19 protein-coding genes are annotated in these 17,788 nt (G+C 69.0%); 15 read left to right on the forward strand and 4 right to left on the reverse strand.

Features of this window, described 5'->3' with window-relative positions; genetic code table 11:
• Nucleotides 1–2 precede the first annotated feature (2 nt).
• The 12 genes from AC3A6Y_RS05315 to AC3A6Y_RS05370 all read left to right on the forward strand — a co-directional run bounded on the left by AC3A6Y_RS05315 (nucleotide 3) and on the right by AC3A6Y_RS05370 (nucleotide 10,795).
• Nucleotides 3–842 carry an ABC transporter permease gene (locus AC3A6Y_RS05315; RefSeq protein ID WP_487867176.1) on the forward strand — a complete coding sequence of 280 codons (840 nt, stop codon included), beginning with the start codon at nucleotides 3–5 and terminating at the stop codon, nucleotides 840–842.
• Nucleotides 839–1,672: an ABC transporter ATP-binding protein gene (locus AC3A6Y_RS05320; RefSeq protein ID WP_487867177.1), complete on the forward strand. Its 834-nt coding sequence runs from the start codon at nucleotides 839–841 to the stop codon at nucleotides 1,670–1,672. Before AC3A6Y_RS05315 ends, AC3A6Y_RS05320 begins: the two co-directional genes overlap by 4 nt.
• A gap of 125 nt (nucleotides 1,673–1,797) precedes the next feature.
• Nucleotides 1,798–2,004, forward strand: coding sequence for an AtzG-like protein (locus tag AC3A6Y_RS05325; RefSeq protein WP_487867178.1), 207 nt, complete (start codon nucleotides 1,798–1,800; stop codon nucleotides 2,002–2,004).
• Complete coding sequence (locus tag AC3A6Y_RS05330) at nucleotides 2,001–3,428, forward strand: AtzE family amidohydrolase (protein ID WP_487867179.1); 1,428 nt, start codon at nucleotides 2,001–2,003, stop codon at nucleotides 3,426–3,428. The genes AC3A6Y_RS05325 and AC3A6Y_RS05330 overlap by 4 nt, the downstream gene beginning before the upstream one ends.
• 8 nt (nucleotides 3,429–3,436) lie before the next feature.
• Nucleotides 3,437–3,820 carry an oxalurate catabolism protein HpxZ gene (gene hpxZ / locus AC3A6Y_RS05335; protein WP_487867180.1) on the forward strand — a complete coding sequence of 128 codons (384 nt, stop codon included), beginning with the start codon at nucleotides 3,437–3,439 and terminating at the stop codon, nucleotides 3,818–3,820.
• A 47-nt stretch (nucleotides 3,821–3,867) separates the two neighbouring features.
• On the forward strand, nucleotides 3,868–4,983 hold the full coding sequence (locus AC3A6Y_RS05340) for a BMP family ABC transporter substrate-binding protein (RefSeq protein ID WP_487867181.1): 1,116 nt from the start codon (nucleotides 3,868–3,870) through the stop codon (nucleotides 4,981–4,983).
• Between the two features lie 20 nt (nucleotides 4,984–5,003).
• On the forward strand, nucleotides 5,004–6,083 hold the full coding sequence (locus tag AC3A6Y_RS05345) for an ABC transporter permease (RefSeq protein WP_487867182.1): 1,080 nt from the start codon (nucleotides 5,004–5,006) through the stop codon (nucleotides 6,081–6,083).
• Entirely contained in the window at nucleotides 6,080–7,000 is a 921-nt protein-coding gene (locus tag AC3A6Y_RS05350; RefSeq protein ID WP_487867183.1) for an ABC transporter permease, read from the forward strand. The genes AC3A6Y_RS05345 and AC3A6Y_RS05350 overlap by 4 nt, the downstream gene beginning before the upstream one ends.
• A 16-nt stretch (nucleotides 7,001–7,016) precedes the next feature.
• The gene (biuH, locus tag AC3A6Y_RS05355; RefSeq protein ID WP_487867184.1) at nucleotides 7,017–7,718 is read left to right on the forward strand and encodes a biuret amidohydrolase; all 702 of its coding nucleotides are present in this window, start codon (nucleotides 7,017–7,019) and stop codon (nucleotides 7,716–7,718) included.
• A gap of 15 nt (nucleotides 7,719–7,733) precedes the next feature.
• Entirely contained in the window at nucleotides 7,734–9,335 is a 1,602-nt protein-coding gene (locus tag AC3A6Y_RS05360; RefSeq protein ID WP_487867185.1) for an ABC transporter ATP-binding protein, read from the forward strand.
• A 40-nt stretch (nucleotides 9,336–9,375) separates the two neighbouring features.
• Nucleotides 9,376–10,050: a cysteine hydrolase family protein gene (locus AC3A6Y_RS05365; protein ID WP_487867186.1), complete on the forward strand. Its 675-nt coding sequence runs from the start codon at nucleotides 9,376–9,378 to the stop codon at nucleotides 10,048–10,050.
• A gap of 10 nt (nucleotides 10,051–10,060) precedes the next feature.
• Entirely contained in the window at nucleotides 10,061–10,795 is a 735-nt protein-coding gene (locus tag AC3A6Y_RS05370) for a GntR family transcriptional regulator (protein ID WP_487867187.1), read from the forward strand.
• A gap of 12 nt (nucleotides 10,796–10,807) precedes the next feature.
• Here the strand turns inward: AC3A6Y_RS05370 and AC3A6Y_RS05375 are convergent, their stop codons facing one another.
• Nucleotides 10,808–11,770 carry a tripartite tricarboxylate transporter substrate binding protein gene (locus tag AC3A6Y_RS05375; RefSeq protein WP_487867188.1) on the reverse strand — a complete coding sequence of 321 codons (963 nt, stop codon included), beginning with the start codon at nucleotides 11,768–11,770 and terminating at the stop codon, nucleotides 10,808–10,810.
• A 26-nt stretch (nucleotides 11,771–11,796) separates the two neighbouring features.
• The gene (locus AC3A6Y_RS05380) at nucleotides 11,797–13,059 is read right to left on the reverse strand and encodes a flavin-dependent oxidoreductase (RefSeq protein WP_487867189.1); all 1,263 of its coding nucleotides are present in this window, start codon (nucleotides 13,057–13,059) and stop codon (nucleotides 11,797–11,799) included.
• A 94-nt stretch (nucleotides 13,060–13,153) separates the two neighbouring features.
• Here AC3A6Y_RS05380 and AC3A6Y_RS05385 point away from each other — a divergent pair, with 94 nt between their 5' ends.
• On the forward strand, nucleotides 13,154–14,056 hold the full coding sequence (locus AC3A6Y_RS05385; RefSeq protein ID WP_487867190.1) for a LysR family transcriptional regulator: 903 nt from the start codon (nucleotides 13,154–13,156) through the stop codon (nucleotides 14,054–14,056).
• 11 nt (nucleotides 14,057–14,067) lie between these two features.
• Here AC3A6Y_RS05385 and AC3A6Y_RS05390 read toward each other — a convergent pair whose 3' ends face one another.
• On the reverse strand, nucleotides 14,068–14,871 hold the full coding sequence (locus tag AC3A6Y_RS05390) for an exodeoxyribonuclease III (RefSeq protein WP_487867191.1): 804 nt from the start codon (nucleotides 14,869–14,871) through the stop codon (nucleotides 14,068–14,070).
• 25 nt (nucleotides 14,872–14,896) lie between these two features.
• Here AC3A6Y_RS05390 and pyrE point away from each other — a divergent pair, with 25 nt between their 5' ends.
• Nucleotides 14,897–15,574, forward strand: coding sequence for an orotate phosphoribosyltransferase (gene pyrE, locus AC3A6Y_RS05395; protein ID WP_487867799.1), 678 nt, complete (start codon nucleotides 14,897–14,899; stop codon nucleotides 15,572–15,574).
• 30 nt (nucleotides 15,575–15,604) lie between these two features.
• Nucleotides 15,605–16,261, forward strand: coding sequence for a DUF4124 domain-containing protein (locus AC3A6Y_RS05400; protein ID WP_487867192.1), 657 nt, complete (start codon nucleotides 15,605–15,607; stop codon nucleotides 16,259–16,261).
• Nucleotides 16,262–16,264: 3 nt separating this feature from the next.
• On the opposite strand, the gene gatB is transcribed toward AC3A6Y_RS05400, so the two are convergent.
• Nucleotides 16,265–17,752, reverse strand: coding sequence for an Asp-tRNA(Asn)/Glu-tRNA(Gln) amidotransferase subunit GatB (gene gatB, locus AC3A6Y_RS05405; protein ID WP_487867193.1), 1,488 nt, complete (start codon nucleotides 17,750–17,752; stop codon nucleotides 16,265–16,267).
• Nucleotides 17,753–17,788 lie beyond the last annotated feature (36 nt).

Raw genomic sequence — 17,788 nt, forward strand, 5'->3', positions numbered from 1 at the left:
ACATGGCCGACGCGAACCCCGGTCCCGCAGCCGGCACGCCCTGGTCGCCGCCCGCCGGCGGCGCCCCCGCGCCGGCGGCAACGAAGAAGTCATCCTGGTCCCCGTGGCTGCCGGCCATCGGCCCCATCGTGCTCTTCATCGTCTGGGACCTGGTGGTGCGCCTGGGCTTCATCAAGCCCATCCTGCTGCCGACGCCGGCTGACACGCTCGCCGCGCTGATCACCGGCCTCGCGGGCGGGCCCTTGCTCACCGACTTCGCGGTCACGGTCTGGCGCACCCTGCAGGCCTTCCTGATCGCCGCGGCCATCGGCGTGCCGCTGGGTGTGCTGCTGGGCAGCAACGAGCGCGCGTATCGCAGCGTCGAGTTCCTGATCGACTTCTTCCGCTCCACGCCCTCGTCGGCGCTGATCCCGCTGTTCCTGCTGATCTTCGGCGTGTCGGACATCAACAAGGTGGCGATCGCGGCCTTCGGGGCCCTGCTGATCGTCGTCTTCAACAGCGCCTACGGCGTGATCAACGCGCGCAAGCAGCGCGTGATGGCGGCGCGGGTCATGGGGGCCTCGCGCTGGCAGATCTTCAAGGACGTGCTGGTGTGGGAGAGCCTGCAGCCTTCTTTCGTGGGCCTGCGCTCGGCGGTCTCGATGGCGCTGGTGATCGTCATCGTGGCCGAGATGTTCATCGGCTCCGACAACGGCCTGGGCCACCGCATCATCGACGCGCAGCAGGTGCTCAACGTCAAGAGCATGTATGCGGCCATCCTGGCGGCCGGGGCGCTGGGCTATGCGCTCAACATCCTTTTCCTGCTGGCGGAGCGCCGCATCGTGCATTGGAGCGGACGATGAGAGCCGTCAACGACACCGTCATCAACGGCCCCGTCTACGCCGACGTGCCCACGCCCGCCTTTCAGCCCGGCCCGGCCGGCACGCACATCACCATCCGTGGCCTCACCAAGTACTTCGCCGGCTGGCCGCTGTACGAGAACTTCGACCTCGACATCCCGAAGAACCGCATCGTCTCTGTCTTCGGCCCCAACGGCTGCGGCAAGTCCACGCTGATCAACATGATCGCGGGACTGATCCCCATCGATGCGGGCGAGATCCTGTTCGACGGCAAGTCGCTGAAGGACACCAAGATCGGCTACGTGTTCCAGAACTACCGCGAGGCGATGTTCCCGTGGATGCGCACCATCGACAACATCGCCTATCCGCTGAAGCTGGAAGGGCGCTCCAAGGCGGAAGTCGACCGCCGCATGGCGGAGCTGGTGGCCTCCTTCGACGTCAAGTTCGACCTGCACCGCTACCCCTACGAGCTCTCGGGCGGTCAGCAGCAGACCGCCTCGATCATGCGGGCGCTGGCACCGAACCCGGAGGTGCTGTTCCTCGACGAGCCCTTCTCGGCACTCGACTTCGAAATGACGCTGTTCATCCGCGAGAAGCTGCAGGAAGTCTTTTTGCAGACCGGCACCACCATGCTGCTGGTCTCGCACGACCTGGAGGAGGCGGTCTACCTGGCCGACCGGGTGCTGCTGCTCACCAAGCGGCCGACCCGGGTGGCCGAGATCCTCGAGTACGGCGATGCCCGGCCGCGCACGCTCGAGACGCTGAGCGCCCCCAGCTTCATCGCGACGAAGAAGCTGAGCCTCGAGATCTTCCAGCGAGAAGTGAAGAGATGAGCTCGGCTCCAGGCTTCGCGCACGCGTTGCTGCCGCGGGCAACGCCATCGGCCCGGCAAATCGGCTCCGCAATGTTCCTGGCACGGTCCTCGCGTAGGTGATGCCAACGAGACGAGAGGAGCGCCATGACACCGAAGCAGATCGAGGCCTTTGTCGATGCCGCCGCAGCCGCGCTGGACCTGCGCTTGCAGCCGGACCACCGCGCAGGCGTGCTGCGCTACTTTGCGCTCGCGGACGAATTCGCGGCCATCGTCGAGGCCGTGCCGCTCGGTCTGCACGACGAGACGGCGGTGCACTTCTCGCCCGTGCCCCCGTCGGAGCTGCGCGAATGACGCCGGCCGCGCTGCTGTTGCAGGATGCCGCGGCGATGGCGCAGGCCGTGCGCTCGGGCGCCGTGAGCGCGGTCGCGCTGGTGCAGGCCAGCCTCGAGCGCATTGCCGCCACCGACGCGCGCGTCAATGCCTTCACCGATGTGGTTCGCGAGCGTGCCCTGCGGCGCGCCCGCCAGGTCGACGCCTCTCTGGCTTCCGAGCACGGCGTGCGAACGCGCGAACTGCCGCTCCTGGGCGTGCCCTTCGCGGTCAAGAACCTGTTCGACATCGCCGGCCTGCCCACCTTGGCCGGCTCGAAGATCGAGCGCGAACGCGAGCCGGCGCGCAGCGATGCCACGCTGGTGCGCCGCCTCGAGAGTGCCGGCGCGGTGCTGGTGGGCGCGCTCAACATGGACGAGTACGCCTATGGCTTCACGACCGAGAACAGCCATGTCGGAGCCACCCACAACCCGCACGACCTGGATCGCATCGCAGGTGGCTCCTCGGGCGGCTCGGGGGCCGCGGTGGCGGCCGGCCAGGTGCCGCTGGCGCTGGGCTCCGACACCAACGGCTCGATCCGAGTGCCGGCCTCGCTCAATGGCGTGTTCGGGCTCAAGCCCACCTTCGGCCGGCTGCCGCGCACCGGCAGCTACCCCTTCGTCTCCAGCCTCGACCACCTCGGCCCCTTCGCGCGCACGGCGCGCGACCTGGCCCTGGCCTACGACGCGATGCAAGGTCCGGAGCGCCTGGCCCCGCGCGATCCCGGCTGCGCGCAGCGCCCCGTCGAGGCGGTCGTCACCTCGCTCTCGCGCGGCGTGCAGGGCCTGCGCATCGGCGTGCTGGGCGGCTGGTTCCGGCAGCGCGCCCTCCCCGAAGCGCTGGCCGCGGTCGATGCCGTGGCGGTGGCGCTGGGCGCGGTCCGCACCGTCGAGCTGCCGATGGTGGAGGCCGGGCGTGCCGCCGCCTTCCTCATCACCAACGCCGAGGGCGCGGCACTGCACCTGGACGACTTGCGCAGGCGCCCGCAGGACTTCGAGCCGCTGTCGCGCGACCGCTTCCTGGCCGGCGCGCTGCTGCCGGCGGCCTGGGTGGCGCGCGCGCAGCGCGTGCGCCGGCTCTACGCGCAGCAGGTGGCACGCGTGTTCGAGCGCTTCGACATCCTGCTGGCCGCGGCCACGCCTTGTGCCGCGACGCCGATCGGCGCGGAGTGGATCGAGTTCAACGGCCAGCGCCTGCCGCTGCGCGCCAACATGGGCGTGCTGACCCAGCCGATCTCGTGCGTCGGCCTGCCGGTCTGTGCGGTGCCGGTGTGGGGCGCGCATGCGCGCCTGCCCATCGGCGTGCAGGTCATCGGCGCGCCCTGGCGCGAGGACCTGGTGCTGCGCGTGGCCGCGGCCCTCGAATCGGCCGGCGTGGTGCAAGCGCCGGTCGCCAGGCTGGGATGAGCGAGCCCATGGCGACACCCGAGATCAACCTCCCCGATGTGCTGGCCGAAGTCACCGCCGCCTTCGCGCGCTACGAGGATGCGCTCGTTCACAACAAGGTCGAGGTGCTCGACGAACTGTTCTGGAACAGCCCGCTGACACTGCGCTACGGCGCCACCGAGAACCTCTACGGCTACCAGGCCATCCAGGCCTTCCGTGCATCGCGCCCTGCGCAGGGCCTGGCGCGCGAGCTGCTGCGCACCGTGATCACCAGCTACGGCCGCGACTTCGCCACCGCCAATTGCGAGTTCCGCCGCGAAGGCGGCACGAAGACCGGGCGCCAGAGCCAGACCTGGATGCGCACCGATCAGGGCTGGCGCGTGGTCGCCGCCCACGTGAGCCTGCTCGCCTGAAGCGCTTCTCCGAATCCCCAGCCACCCCTCACCACTTGGAGCACACCATGAGCCAGTTCAACCGCCGCGATTCCCTCAAGTCCCTCGCCGCGCTCGCGTCGGCCACCACCCTTGGCGGCTGGAGCGCGCTGGCCCAGGCGCAGAAGCCGCTGACGGTGGGCGTGATCTACGTCGGCCCGCGCGACGACTACGGCTACAACCAGGCGCACGCGCAGGCCGCGGCCGAGCTCAAGAAGCTGCCGGGCATCAAGCTGGTGGAAGAAGAGAACGTGCCCGAGACCGCGGCCGTGCAGAAGACCATGACCGGCATGATCGCGCAGGACGGCGCCAAGCTGCTCTTTCCCACCTCCTTCGGCTACTTCGATCCGCACATCCTCGCAGTCGCGCCCAAGAACCCCGACGTGCGCTTCTCCCACTGCGGCGGTCTGTGGGCCGAGGGCAAGCATCCGAAGAACGTGGGCAGCTTCTTCGGCTACATCGACGAATGCCAGTATCTCAACGGCGTGATCGCCGGCCACATGACCAAGAGCAACAAGATCGCCTTCGTCGCGGCCAAGCCCATCCCGCAGGTGCTGCGCAACATCAACGCCTTCACCATGGGCGCGCGCTCGGTCAAGCCCAACATCACCTGCAGCGTGATCTTCACCGGCGACTGGTCGATGGCCGTGAAGGAAGCCGAGGCCACCAACAGCCTGGCCGACCAGGGCTGCGACGTGTTCACCATGCACGTGGATGGGCCCAAGGTGGTGGTCGAGACCGCCGCCAAGCGCGGCAAGATGGTCTGCGGCTACCACGCGAGCCAGGCCAAGCTGGCGCCCAACGCCTACCTGACGGGGGCCGAGTGGAACTGGCTCACCGCCTACAAGACCGCCATCGAGGCGGCGCAGTCCGGCAAGCCTCATCCCAACTTCCTGCGCGGCGGGTTGAAGGAGGGCTATGTGAAGACCTCGGCCTACGGGCCGATGGTGAGCGATGCCGCGAAGAAAAACGCGGAGGACATCAAGGCCAAGATGCTGGCCGGCAGCTTCGACATCTTCCAGGGCGGGCTGAAGGACAACAAGGGCGCGGTCGTCATTCCGGCGGGCAAGGCGCTCAAGCAGACGGACCTCGAACTGGAAAAGATGAACTACCTCGTCGAGGGGGTGGTGGGCTCGGTCGGCTGATCTTCATCGCGAGCCCCGACATGCACAGCGCATTGAAGGAAGCGGCCCTGCCGGTGTTCGCCATTGCGGCGGCGCTGCTGCTGTTCGGCGTCTTCGTCTGGTTCGCCGGCGCCAGCCCGCTGGAGGTCTGGGTGATTCTCTTCAAGGGCGCCTTCGGCGACTGGTTCTCCTGGCAGAACACCTTGCAGCGCGCCGCGCCGCTGATGCTCACCGCGCTGTGCGTCGCGATCCCCGCGCGCGCCGGGCTGGTCATCATCGGCGGCGAGGGCGCGGTGGTGCTCGGCGGCCTGGCCTGCGCGGCCCTGCCTTATGTTCTGCCGCTGCCGCCCAACATCGCCGGTTCGCTCGCGCTGTGCATCGCCGGTGCCGTGGCAGGCGCGCTGTGGATCGCCCTGGCCGGCTGGCTGCGCCAGTACCGCGGCATCAACGAGACCATCAGCAGCCTGCTGCTGGCCTATGTGGCGATCGGCCTCTTCAAGCACCTGGTCGAAGGCGCGCTGCGCGACCCGGCCAGCCTCAACAAGCCGGCCACGCGCTCGCTCGCCGAAGGGCTGGCGATCGGCGGCATCGGCGGCTCGGACGTGCATTGGGGCCTGGTGATCGGCATCGTCGCCTGCCTGGCTTCGGGGCTCTGGCTGCGCGCCACCGTTTCCGGCTTCGCGGTGCGGGTGGTGGGCGGCAACCCGCGCACCGCGCAGCTGGTGGGGCTGCCTGCCGGCCGGCTGATCCTCGCGGCCTGCGGCCTCGGCGGCGCCTGTGCGGGCGTGGCAGGCGCGGTGGAGGTGGCGGCGGTCCATACCAACGCCAATGCCTCGCTGATCGCCGGCTATGGCTATGCGGGCATCCTGGTGTCCTTCATTGCGCGGCACAACCCGGTGGCCGTCATCCCGGTGGCCATCTTGTTCGGCGGCTTCGGCGCGGCCGGCAGCCTGCTGCAGCGGCGCCTGGGCCTGCCGGATGCCTCGGTGCTGGTGCTGCAGGGGCTGGCCTTCGTGCTGATCCTGGCGAGCGAGGGGCTGCGCATGGTCGACTGGAGGGCCTTGGCCCGGAACCGGATGCCGCCAGCCCCCGAGCCCCAGTTGCGCAAGGAGCCCGCATGACGGCAGACCAGTGGGTCGCGCTGGTGGCCGGCATCGTCGGCGGCGCCTTGCGCGTCGGCGCGCCCTTCTTGTTCGTGAGCCTCGGCGAATGCCTGACCGAGAAGTCGGGCCGCATCAACCTCGGCCTCGAAGGCGTGCTGGTGCTCTCGGCAATGGCCTCCTTCGGGGGAGCCTGGCTCACCGGCTCGGCCTGGCTGGGCGTGCTGATCGGTGCGACCTGCGGCGCACTGCTGGCACTGCTGCATGGCCTGCTGTGTTCGCTCGACCGCGTCAACGACGTGGCGACCGGCATCGCGCTGATGCTGTTCGGCACCGGGCTCGCCTTCTACCTGGGCAAGCCGCTGATCCAGCCGCAGGCGCCGCAGCTACCGGCCATCCCGCTGGGCAACTGGAGCGAGAACCCGGTGGTGCGCTCGGCGCTGCAGGTCAATGCGCTGGTGCCGCTGGGCATCGTGTTGGCCATCGTCCTGTGGTGGGCCTTCGCGCGCACGCGCATCGGCCTGCTGGTGCGCATGGCGGGCGACTCGGCCAACGCGACACGGGCGCTGGGCTATTCGGTGACGCGGCTGCGCATCGCGGCGACGACCGCCGGCGGCTTCATCGCGGGGCTGGGCGGCGCCTCGCTCACGCTCTTCTACCCGGGCAGCTGGAACGAGGGCATCTCGAGCGGGCAGGGGCTGATCGCGGTGGCGCTGGTGATCTTCGCGCGATGGAGCCCGCTGCGCTGCATCGGCGCGGCGCTGCTCTTCGGCGGCGCCGGTGCGATCGGGCCGGCGCTGCAATCCATCGGCGTGGGCTGGGGCTACCACCTCTTCAACACGGTGCCTTACGTGCTCACGCTGGTCATTCTGGTGCTGACCTGCAAGCCGGGCAGCGTGGCCGCCGGCACCCCCGGCGAGCTGTCGTCCACACGTTGATGCGAGGCATCGATCGATGAGCACTGAACGCTTCGTTTCCGCCAATCCCTATCGCTGGCCGTACAGCGGCGCGCTGCGGCCCGACAACACGGCCCTGATCGTGATCGACATGCAGACCGACTTCTGCGGCAAGGGCGGCTATGTCGACGTGATGGGCTACGACCTGTCTCTGGTGCAGGCGCCGATCGAGCCCATCGCCCGGACGATGGCGCGCATGCGCGCGCTGGGCTTCCACGTCATCCACACGCGCGAAGGCCACCGGCCGGACCTGGCCGACCTGCCGGCCAACAAGCGCTGGCGCTCGCGCCAGATCGGTGCCGGCGGCGTGGGCATCGGCGACGACGGCCCGTGCGGGCGCATCCTGGTGCGCGGCGAGCCGGGCTGGGAGATCATTCCCGCGCTGGCGCCGCTGCCCGGCGAGGTGGTGATCGACAAGCCCGGCAAGGGCTCCTTCTACGCCACCGACCTCGAGCTGGTGCTGCGCACGCGCGGCATCGAGAACCTGGTCCTCGCCGGCATCACCACCGACGTCTGCGTGCACACCACCATGCGCGACGCCAACGACCGCGGCTTCGAATGCCTGCTGCTGTCGGACTGCACGGCGGCGACGGACCACGGCAACCATCTCGCGGCGCTGAAGATGATCACCATGCAAGGCGGCGTGTTCGGCGCGCATGCCGGCTCGGCCGCGCTGCTCGATGCGCTGGCCGCGATGTAGCAGGGAGCCTTGCTCATGCTCGATGCCATCCAGCAGCAGCAGCCCATCGGCGCCTTGCCCGCCGCCGGCGGCGCGCTCGCGCTCGACACCTACCGCCTGACCAAGCGCTTCGGCGACTTCACCGCCATGGACGGCGTGAGCATGTGCGTCGAGCCCGGCAGCGTGCATGCGCTGCTCGGCGAGAACGGCGCCGGCAAGAGCACGCTGGTCAAGTGCGTGGCGGGCTACCAGCGCGCGGAGGAGGGCAGCATCCTGATCGACGGGCGCGAGCAGGAGATCGCCAATCCGGTGGTGGCGCGCGCCCTGGGCATCGGCATGGTCTACCAGCACTTCACGCTGGCGCCGGGCATGACGGTGGCCGAGAACCTGCTGCTGGCCGGCGGCCGGACGCCGGCCGTGATCGACTGGAAGCGCAAGCGCGCCGAGCTCGAGGAATTCCTGGCGAGCACGCCCTTCCGGCTGAACCTGGACCTGCGCCCTTCGGAGCTGGCGGCCGGCGAGAAGCAGAAGCTGGAATTGCTCAAGCAGCTGTACCTGAAGCCGCGCCTCCTGATCCTCGACGAGCCGACCTCGGTGCTGACGCCGCAGGAGGCGGACGAGGTGCTGGGCCATGTGCGCGCCTTCGCGCAGAGCGGGCTGTGCACGGTGCTCATCATCACCCACAAGTTCCGCGAGGTGACGGCCTATGCCGACAGCGTGACCGTGCTGCGCCGGGGCAAGGCGGTGCATCACGGCCGCGTCGACCAGACCGACCCGGCGCGCCTGGCGGCCGCGATGATGGGCGAAGGCGAGGCGCTGCCGTCCGAGGGCGACAGCGCGGTCGCCGTGCCGGCGGGCCCTGCGCAACCCGCCATGCGCGCCGATGCCCGCGTGGCCCTGCAGGTCGATGCCCTGCGCGCGCAGGGGGACCGCGGCACGCTGGCCGTGCATGACCTGAGCCTCGCGGTGCGCGCAGGCGAGATCCTCGGCGTGGCCGGCGTCTCCGGCAACGGCCAGCGCGAGCTGGTCGAGGCGCTGGTCGGCCAGCGCCCGCGGCTGGGCGGCGAGGTGAAAGTGATGGGCGAGCCCTATGCCGCGCGCCGCGCGGAGAACCGCCGCCTGAAGGTGCGCAGCCTGCCCGAGGAGCCGCTGCGCAATGCCTGCGTGGGTGACCTCAGCGTTGCCGAGAACATGGCGCTGCGCGACTTCGACCAGCCGCCGCTGGCGCGCGCCGGCGTGCTGAACTTCGCGGCCTGGCGCAGCCGTGCCCGCGAGTGGATCGCCGAGTACGGCGTGAAGACCCGCGGCGAGGGCGCGCCGATCCGCAGCCTCTCGGGTGGCAATGTGCAGCGCGCGGTACTGGCGCGCGAGTTGGCTGGAGAGATCAACGTGCTGATCGCCGCCAATCCGGTGTTCGGGCTGGACTTCGCGGCCGTGGCGGAGATCCATGGCCGCATCCGGCAGGTGCGGGCGCGCGGCGGCGCGGTGCTGCTGATCAGCGAGGACCTGGATGAACTGCTGGAGATGGCGGACCGGATCGTGGTGATGAGCGAGGGGCGGATCGTGTTCGAGACGGCGGCGGCAGCAGCGCAGCGGCACGTGCTGGGGGCGCACATGGGCGGGGGGCATCACGCATGACGGTCCCGATTCGTCCCCTTGGAGAAATACCGGAGTCCACATGCGGATAGACGCCAACCCTTTCGTCTTCGAGTGCGACATCGCCCGCACCGCCCTCGTCATCATCGACATGCAACGCGACTTCATCGAACCCGGCGGCTTCGGCGAGACCCTGGGCAACGATGTCTCGCTGCTCCAGGGCATCGTCCCCGCGACGCAGTCGGTGCTCCACGCCTGGCGGGGAAAGGGCGGCCTCGTCGTCCATACGAGAGAAGCCCACCGCCCCGACCTCGCCGACTGCCCGCCATCCAAGCGCAATCGGGGCAATCCGAGCCTGCGCATCGGCGACCCCGGCCCCATGGGCCGCATCCTGGTGGCCGGCGAGCCCGGCAACCAGATCATCGACGCGCTCGCGCCCACCGAAGGCGAGATCGTGATCGACAAGCCCGGCAAGGGCGCCTTCTATGCGACCGGCCTGCAGTCCCTGCTGCAGCAGCGAGGCATCCGCAGCCTGGTCTTCATGGGCGTCACCACCGAGGTCTGCGTGCAGACCAGCATGCGCGAGGCCAACGACCGGGGCTACGACAGCCTTTTGCTGGAAGACTGCACCGAGAGCTACTTCCCCGCCTTCAAGGCCGCAGCGCTGGAGATGGTCCGCGCCCAGGGCGCCATCGTCGGCTGGACCGCGCCGAGCCGGCAACTGCTCGCCGCCCTCGGTGATCGGGACAGGCCCTAACATCTTCGCCGTGCCCACCTCCATCAAGACCCGTACAGCTCCTGCCCGACCCGCATCCGAGGATGCGGCATTCCGCACCCGCGCCGACGAGGTCTACGCCCAGCTCAAGCGCGACGTTGCCGAGTTCAGCCTGGTGCCGGGCGACCGCTTCACCGAAAGCGAGATCAGCGAACGCCTGGGCGTCTCGCGCACGCCGGTGCGCCAGGCGCTGTTCCGGCTGCAGCAGGAGGGCTACGTCGAGGTGCTGTTCCGCAGCGGCTGGCGCGTGCTGCCCTTCGACTTCGACCAGTTCGAGCAGCTCTACGACCTGCGCATGGTGCTGGAGACCACTGCAGTGCATCGCCTCTGCGAGAGCGGCCATCGCGTCGATCGCAGCCTGCTCGACAGCTTGGCCGGCATCTGGCTGGTGCCTGCGGCGCAGCGCAGTGCAGACACCGTGCAGGTCGCGCAATGGGACGAGGAATTCCACTGCGCCCTGGTGGCTGCTGCCGGCAATGCCGAGATGGCGCGCGTGCACCGCGACGTGACCGAGCGCATCCGCATCATCCGGCGGCTCGACTTCACCCAACAGCCGCGCATCGACGCCACCTACGAGGAGCACGCCAAGATCCTCAAGGCCATCCGCAGCAACCGCGGCGAGCAGGCCGCAATGCTGCTGCGCGCGCACATCGAGACCAGCCAGGCCGAGGTGCGCAAGATCACGCTGCATCAGGTGCACATGGCGCGGCAGGCCATGCGCAAGTGAAGACGGAGAGTCTTACTCTGCGGTGATGCCGCCACGTTGAACGACGCTCGCCCAGCGCTGCGCGTCCTTGGCCATCAGCTCCTTGAACGCGCCAGGCGTCGAACTCGCCGGCACCATGCCCTGCGACTCGAAGGCGGTCGCAACCTCGGGCTGCTTCAGCACAGCGGCGATCTCCTTGTTGAGCCGCGCCACCACGGCGTCGGGCGTGCCCTTGGGGGCCAGCACGCCGTACCACATGTCGACATTGCCGCCCTTGATGCCCGCCTCGGCCAGCGTCGGCACGTCGGGCAGCTGCGCCAGCCGCTTGTCGCTGCCGGTCGCGATGGCCTTCAGCTTGCCGGCCTGGATGTGCTGCAGCGCCACGTGCACCGGCAGGAACATGTAGTCGATGCGCCCGCCCAGCAGGTCGGTCACCGCTCCGGCCGTGCCCTTGTAGGGCACGTGCAGCATCTCGGTGCCGGTGCTCTGCAGCAGCATCGCCATCGACAGGTGGTGCGGCGTGCCGACGCCGGGCGTGGCATAGGTGAGCTTGCCGGGGCTGCCCTTGGCCGCGGCCACCACCTGCGCCACCGACGTGGTCTTCTGCACGTTCGGGTTGGTGACGAGCAGTAGCGTGCCCCAGGAGGTGAGGGAGACCGGCGTGAAGTCGTTCAGCGGGTCATAGGCGAGCGACTTGTAGAGGCTCTTGTTCATCACCAGCGTGTTGACCTGCACCAGCAGCGTGTAGCCGTCGGGCTTGGCGCGCGCCACTTTCTCGCTGCCGATGTTGCCGCTGGCGCCTGCTACGTTGTCGACCACCACCGGCTGGCCCAGCACGGCCGGCAGCCGGGCCGAGAGCTGGCGTGCGATCAGGTCGATGCCCGTGCCGGGCGTGTAGGGCACCACCAGCGTGATCGGCTGGTCGGGCCAGGCCTGGGCGGCCGCGGCGCTGGCCGCCAGCAGCAGGGTGGCGAGGATCTTCTTGAAGGAACGCATGTCTAGTCTCCGTAGGCCTTGTGGTTTCAAAGATAGGAAGGTCGCGCCTTCAGAGCGGCCGGGTCGTAGCCCGCGATGCGCTTGTAGTTGTCGGAGATGGCTTGCAGCTCCGCGGTGCTGACGACGTCCTCCAGCCGCTCGAAGCGCTTGCCGCCGGTGCGCTGGAACACCTCGCGCAGGATGGCATCGGGCGGGTTGCTGCGGTTGGTCAGCACCACGTTGGTGGTGGCCTGCACGCGCACGCGGTCGTAGTCTTCCAGCGCCTCGGTGCCCACGCCCAGCCGGCGCAGCGCGCCGGCCAGGTAGCGCGCATCGATGATGGCCTGGCCCGCGCCGTTGGAGCCACGCGGCACCATCGGGTGCGCAGCGTCGCCCAGCAAGGTGAGGCGGCCATGGGTCCACCGCGGCAACGGGTCCTGGTCGACCATCGGGTATTCGAGGATCGCGTCGGAGGAGCGGATCAGCGCCGGCACGTCCAGCCAGTCGAAGTGCCAGTCCTCGAAGGCGGGCAGGAAGTCCTCGAGCCGGCCGGGCCGGCTCCAGTCCTGCAGCGCGGGTTGCGGCGCATGGATCTCGGCCACCCAGTTGACGAGCTGGTTGCCTTCGGCGTCGACGTCGTTGCGGATGGGATAGATCACCATCTTGCCCTGGTCCAGCCAGCCCGCACGCACCATGCTCGCGCCCGAGAGGAAGGGCTTGTGCTTCGCGGTGCCGCGCCACATGTTGACGCCCGAGTAGCGCGGCGCGCCTTCGTTCGGATAGAGCTGCTTGCGCAGCACCGAGTGGATGCCGTCGCAGCCCACCGCCAGGGCGGCGCGCACAGAGGGCAGCGCCGAGCCGTCGGGCGCCGTGAAGCGGGCCGTCACGCCGGTGGCGTCCTGCTCGACGCCGGCGCAGCGGTGGCCGCAGATCACGCTGTCCGCGCCCAGCCGTTCGCGCACCGCATCCAGCAGCACGGTGTGCAGGTCGCCGCGATGGATCGAGTACTGCGGCCAGTCGTAGCCCGCGGCGGTGCCCGCGGCCTCGCGGAACACCAGCTGGCCATGGGAGTTGAAGAACACCGCCTCCTGCGTGCGCACGCCCACTGCGTCGAGCGCCGGCAACAAGCCCAGCTCGCCGAGCTCGCGCGCCGCATGCGGCAGCAGGTTGATGCCCACGCCCAGGGGCTTCAGCTCGGGCACGGCTTCGTAGATGCGGCAGGGGATGCCGGCCTGGTGCAGGCTCAGCGCCAGGGTCAGGCCGCCGATGCCCGCGCCCAGCACGATCACTTGGGTCGAGGTCTCGCTCATGTCTCCGGTCTCTCTTTACGGGAAAAACCGGATTAGACCGGGCTGTAGCTCATATTGGAAATTTAGATGTCGTATGGATTTATCATGATCTCCCATGAATCTGTCCATGCGCCAGATGCGCGCCTTTCTGCACGTGGCGCGCATCGGCAACTTCACGCGCGCGGCCGAGCGGGCCCACATGACGCAGGCCGGGCTCAGCACCCTGGTGCGCGAAATGGAACGCCAGCTGGGCGCCCGCCTGTTCGACCGCACCACGCGCATGGTCAGCCTCACCACGGCCGGCCGGCGCCTGCTGCCGGTGGTGGAGCGCGTGCTGGGCGAACTGGACGAGGTGACCGGCCGGCTGGGTGCCGAGGGCGACGCGGCACGCCAGACGCTGCGCATCGCGGCCACGCCGCTGGTGTCCTCGAACCTGCTGCCGCAGGTCTTCGGTGGTTTTCGCGAAAGCCATCCGCGGATCAAGCTCAAGCTCTTCGATGCCGACCTGCGCGACGTGGAGGCCATGGTGCTGGAGGGCGAGGCCGACATGGGCCTGGGCTTCTTCTTCAAAGCCGCAGCCGGGCTGGAACGCATGCCGGTGGGTCATTTCCAGCTGATGCGCGTGGCGCCTTCCGAGGCTGACCCAGCGCCACCCATCGGCAGCGTCCCCTGGTCTTCGCTGCGCGGCGCGCAGCTGCTGGGCCTTCCGCCCGGCAACCCGATCCAGAAGCTGATCGACGGCCACCTGGCAGCCGTCGGGGCGGCCGATGCCGAGCGCCCGGCCTTCAACTTCTTCGGCACCCTGATCTCGATGGTGGAGGCCGGCTTCGGCAGCGCCGTGATGCCGACCTTCGCGCTGGCGGCCTGCCGGCGCCACCGCTTGCGCACGGACCTGCTGGTCAAGCCGAAGGTGGGACTGGACTTCTACCGGATCACGCGGCGCGGCGTGCAGGAGACCGAGGCGATGCAGGCCTTCTGCAAGACCTTCGTGAAGGCGCTGCCGGCGCTGTCGCGATAACGCCGCTCAGGTCAGAGCGTGATGTCGTAGTCGACCGTGATCGGCGCGTGGTCGCTGAACTTGATGGTCTTGAAGATCTGCTCGCGGCGCGCGAGCTTCGCGATGGCCGGCGTGGCCAGGTGGTAGTCCAGTCGCCAGCCCACGTTCTTCGCGTAGGCCTGGCCGCGATTGCTCCACCAGGTGTAGGCCTCGTCGGTGGTGTCGGGCTTGAGCATGCGATAGACGTCCACCAGGCCCGCGCCCTCGGCGCCCTCGTCGAGCAGCCGCGTCATCCAGGCGCGCTCCTCGGGCAGGAAGCCGCTGTTCTTCTGGTTGCCGCGCCAGTTCTTGAGGTCGATTTCCTTGTGGGCGATGTTGATGTCGCCGCACAGCACGAATTCGCGCTCGCGCTTGAGTGCGATCAGGTGCGGGAAGAAGCCCTTCAGGAAGCGGAACTTCGCTGCCTGCCGCTCCTCGCCCGAGGAGCCGCTCGGGAAATAGCAGCTGATCACCGACAGCTTTCGCTGCGGGGTATCGAAGCGCAGCTCGAGGTAGCGGCCCTCTGCGTCGAATTCCTTGTCGCCCCAGCCGACCGTCACCTCGCTGGGCTCGTGCTTCGTGTAAACCGCAGTCCCGGCGTAGCCCTTCTTCTCCGCAAAATGGAAGTGGCCCTTGAGCCCGGCCATGGCCTCGAAGCGGCCTTCGATGTCGCTCGCCTGGACGCGGATCTCCTGCATGCAAATACAATCCGGCGCCAGTTCGGCCACCCAGTCTGCGACGCCCTTGGTCGCAGCCGAGCGCAGGCCATTGAGGTTGAGGCTGGTGAGTTTGAACACGAGGACGTTCCCGATGGCTGATGAGATGGCGAAAACAGAAGTGGGCGCGCTGGCCCAGGAATTCGTGCAGTTCGCGCTCGAATCCGGGGTGCTGCGCTTCGGCCAGTTCAAGACCAAGGCCGGCCGCATGAGCCCCTATTTCTTCAATGCGGGGCTGTTCGACGATGGCGCCAAGCTCGCCCGGCTGGCGGCATTCTATGCAGACCGGCTGATCGCCAGCGGCCTCGAATTCGACATGATCTTCGGCCCGGCGTACAAGGGCATTCCGCTGGGCGCCACGGTGGCGGCCGAGCTGGCCCGGCGCGGCCGCAACGTGCCTTTTGCCTACAACCGCAAGGAAGCCAAGGACCACGGCGAGGGGGGCACGCTGGTCGGTGCGCCTCTCTCGGGCCGGGTGCTGATCGTCGACGACGTGATGTCGGCCGGCACTGCGGTGCGCGAGTCGATCGCCGCGATCCGCAGCGCCGGCGCCACGCCGCATGCCGTGGCCATCGCGCTGGACCGACAGGAAAAAGCAACAGAGAACGGCGTCGACGTGGACCACAGCGCTGTGCAATATGTCAGACAACAGCTTGGAATGCAGGTCGTCGCGATCGCCACGCTTGACGACTTGTTACAGTATCTGTCGGGACGCGCGGACGACGAGCTGAGCGCCCACCGGCAGGGAGTGCTGGACTATCGGGCGCGCTACGGCGCGGGTTGATCAACCTCGGAAAGGTCGACATTGGCGCGCATGCAGTACATCCGCATCGGGTCCCTGGGTCTCCTGCTGCTCACTGCGGGCGGCGCGCTCCATGCCCAGCAGGCCGCCGCCGGTCCCGGCATCTACACCTGCACCGACGCACGCGGCCGCACCATCACGGCCGACCGGCCGATCGCCGACTGCGCCGACCGCGAGCAGCGCGAGCTCAGTCCCAGCGGCAATGTGCGGCGCAGGCTCGAACCCACCTACACGGCGCGTGAGCAGGCCGAGCGCGAGGATCGCGAGCGCCAGGCGCAGCTGCAGGCGGCCCGGCTGCTCGAGGAACGCCGGCGTGAACGCGCGCTGCTGATCCGCTATCCCAACGCGGCCGCGCACGACCGCGAGCGGGCCGAGGCGCTGGTGCAGATCGATGTGGTGATCAACGCCGCCCGCAAGCGGCTGAGCGAGCTGGCCGAGGAGCGTCGCAAGATCGACGACGAACTCGAGTTCTACGCCAAGGACGTGACCAAGGCTCCCGATTCCCTGCGCCGCAAGTTCGACGACAACAGCAAGAGCATGACGGTGCAGAACCGTTTCATCGCCGACCAGGACGACGAGAAGAAGCGCGTGAACGCGCGCTTCGACGAGGAGCGCACCCGCCTGCGGCCGCTGTGGGCCGGCAACGCGCCGGCCACCTCCACGCGCTGACCGCTAGCCGAGCTTCGCTTTCAGCAGCGCGTTGACCTGGGCCGGGTTCGCCTTGCCCTGGCTGGCCTTCATGACCTGGCCGACCAGCGCATTGAAGGCCTTTTCCTTGCCGGCGCGGTATTCGTCGATGTTCTTCTGGTTGGCCGCCAGCACGGCTTCGACGATCTTCTCGAGCGCGCCGGTGTCGCTCATCTGCTTCAGGCCCTTGGCGTCGATGATCGCGTCGACCTCGCGGCCTTCGCCGGTCCACAGGGCGTCGAAGACCTGGCGCGCGGCGTTGTTCGACACGGTGCCGTCGCCGATGCGCCCGAGCAGGGCTGCGAGCTGGGCGGCCGTGACCGGCGCCCGGGCGATGTCGATGTCCTGCAGGTTCAGCCGGCGCGCGATTTCGCCGGTGATCCAGTTGCTCGCGAGCTTGGGCGCGGCGCCCGCGCGCACGGCCTCCTCGAAGTAGCGGGCCAGCGCCGGGCTCTGGGTGAGCTGCGTGGCGTCGTAATCCGACAGGCCATGCTCGCGCACATAGCGCTCGGCCATGGCGCGCGGCAGCTCGGGCATCTCGCTGCGCACGCGCTCGATCCATTCCGGCGCGATCGCCAGCGGCGGCAGGTCGGGGTCGGGGAAGTAGCGGTAGTCGGCCGCGTCTTCCTTGGTGCGCATGGCGCGGGTCTCGCCGGTCTCGGGATCGAACAGCACGGTGGCCTGCTGGATCGCCCGGCCGTCTTCCAGCTCGCCGATCTGCCAGCGGATCTCGTAGTCGATCGCCTGCTGCATGAACTTGAAGCTGTTGAGGTTCTTGATCTCGCGCCGCGTGCCCAGCTTCGCGCCGGGCCTGCGCACCGAGACGTTGGCATCGCAGCGGAAGCTGCCTTCCTGCATGTTGCCGTCGCAGATGCCGATCCAGGTGACGATCTTGTGGAGCTCGCGCGCATAGGCCACGGCCTCGGCGGTGGAGCGCATGTCGGGCTCGGTCACGATCTCCAGGAGCGGCGTGCCCGCGCGGTTCAGGTCGATGCCCGACTGGCCGACGAAGTCCTCGTGCAGCGACTTGCCGGCGTCTTCTTCCAGGTGGGCGCGCACCAGGCGCACGGTTTTCTTCTCGTCACCGAGGAAGAAGCTCACCGAGCCGCCCTGCACGACCGGGATCTCGTACTGGCTGATCTGGTAGCCCTTGGGCAGGTCGGGGTAGAAGTAGTTCTTGCGCGCGAACACGCTGCGCGGCGCGATGTGCGAGCCCAGCGCCAGCCCGAGCCGGATGGCGCGCTCGACCGCGCCCTTGTTCATCACCGGCAGCGTGCCGGGCAGGGCCAGGTCGACGGCGCAGGCCTGGGTGTTGGGCTCGGCGCCGAAGGCGGTGGAGGCGCGGCTGAAGATCTTGCTCGCGGTCGAGAGCTGGGCGTGCGTCTCGAAGCCGATGATGACCTCGTAGCCTTGCACCAGCGGGCCGGTCGGGCGGCCTTCCTGCGCTTTTTCGAAGGAGATGGCAGCACTCATTTCAAATGAATCCGGTTTGTTCGGGGAACAGGCATG

It is taken from the genome of Variovorax sp. Soil_C_17 (genome assembly GCF_057657265.1).

Bases quoted from the DNA above. Each gene is read 5' to 3' on its own strand.
- AC3A6Y_RS05315 (WP_487867176.1), top strand. From the start codon at position 3: ATGGCCGACGCGAACCCCGGTCCCGCAGCCGGCACGCCCTGGTCGCCG.
- AC3A6Y_RS05345 (WP_487867182.1), top strand. From the start codon at position 5,004: ATGCACAGCGCATTGAAGGAAGCGGCCCTGCCGGTGTTCGCCATTGCG.
- AC3A6Y_RS05385 (WP_487867190.1), top strand. From the start codon at position 13,154: ATGAATCTGTCCATGCGCCAGATGCGCGCCTTTCTGCACGTGGCGCGC.
- gatB (WP_487867193.1), bottom strand. From the start codon at position 17,752: ATGAGTGCTGCCATCTCCTTCGAAAAAGCGCAGGAAGGCCGCCCGACC.
- AC3A6Y_RS05380 (WP_487867189.1), bottom strand. From the start codon at position 13,059: ATGAGCGAGACCTCGACCCAAGTGATCGTGCTGGGCGCGGGCATCGGC.
- AC3A6Y_RS05325 (WP_487867178.1), top strand. From the start codon at position 1,798: ATGACACCGAAGCAGATCGAGGCCTTTGTCGATGCCGCCGCAGCCGCG.
- AC3A6Y_RS05400 (WP_487867192.1), top strand. From the start codon at position 15,605: ATGCAGTACATCCGCATCGGGTCCCTGGGTCTCCTGCTGCTCACTGCG.
- pyrE (WP_487867799.1), top strand. From the start codon at position 14,897: ATGGCGAAAACAGAAGTGGGCGCGCTGGCCCAGGAATTCGTGCAGTTC.
- AC3A6Y_RS05340 (WP_487867181.1), top strand. From the start codon at position 3,868: ATGAGCCAGTTCAACCGCCGCGATTCCCTCAAGTCCCTCGCCGCGCTC.
- hpxZ (WP_487867180.1), top strand. From the start codon at position 3,437: ATGGCGACACCCGAGATCAACCTCCCCGATGTGCTGGCCGAAGTCACC.
- AC3A6Y_RS05365 (WP_487867186.1), top strand. From the start codon at position 9,376: ATGCGGATAGACGCCAACCCTTTCGTCTTCGAGTGCGACATCGCCCGC.
- AC3A6Y_RS05330 (WP_487867179.1), top strand. From the start codon at position 2,001: ATGACGCCGGCCGCGCTGCTGTTGCAGGATGCCGCGGCGATGGCGCAG.
- AC3A6Y_RS05320 (WP_487867177.1), top strand. From the start codon at position 839: ATGAGAGCCGTCAACGACACCGTCATCAACGGCCCCGTCTACGCCGAC.
- AC3A6Y_RS05375 (WP_487867188.1), bottom strand. From the start codon at position 11,770: ATGCGTTCCTTCAAGAAGATCCTCGCCACCCTGCTGCTGGCGGCCAGC.
- biuH (WP_487867184.1), top strand. From the start codon at position 7,017: ATGAGCACTGAACGCTTCGTTTCCGCCAATCCCTATCGCTGGCCGTAC.
- AC3A6Y_RS05350 (WP_487867183.1), top strand. From the start codon at position 6,080: ATGACGGCAGACCAGTGGGTCGCGCTGGTGGCCGGCATCGTCGGCGGC.
- AC3A6Y_RS05360 (WP_487867185.1), top strand. From the start codon at position 7,734: ATGCTCGATGCCATCCAGCAGCAGCAGCCCATCGGCGCCTTGCCCGCC.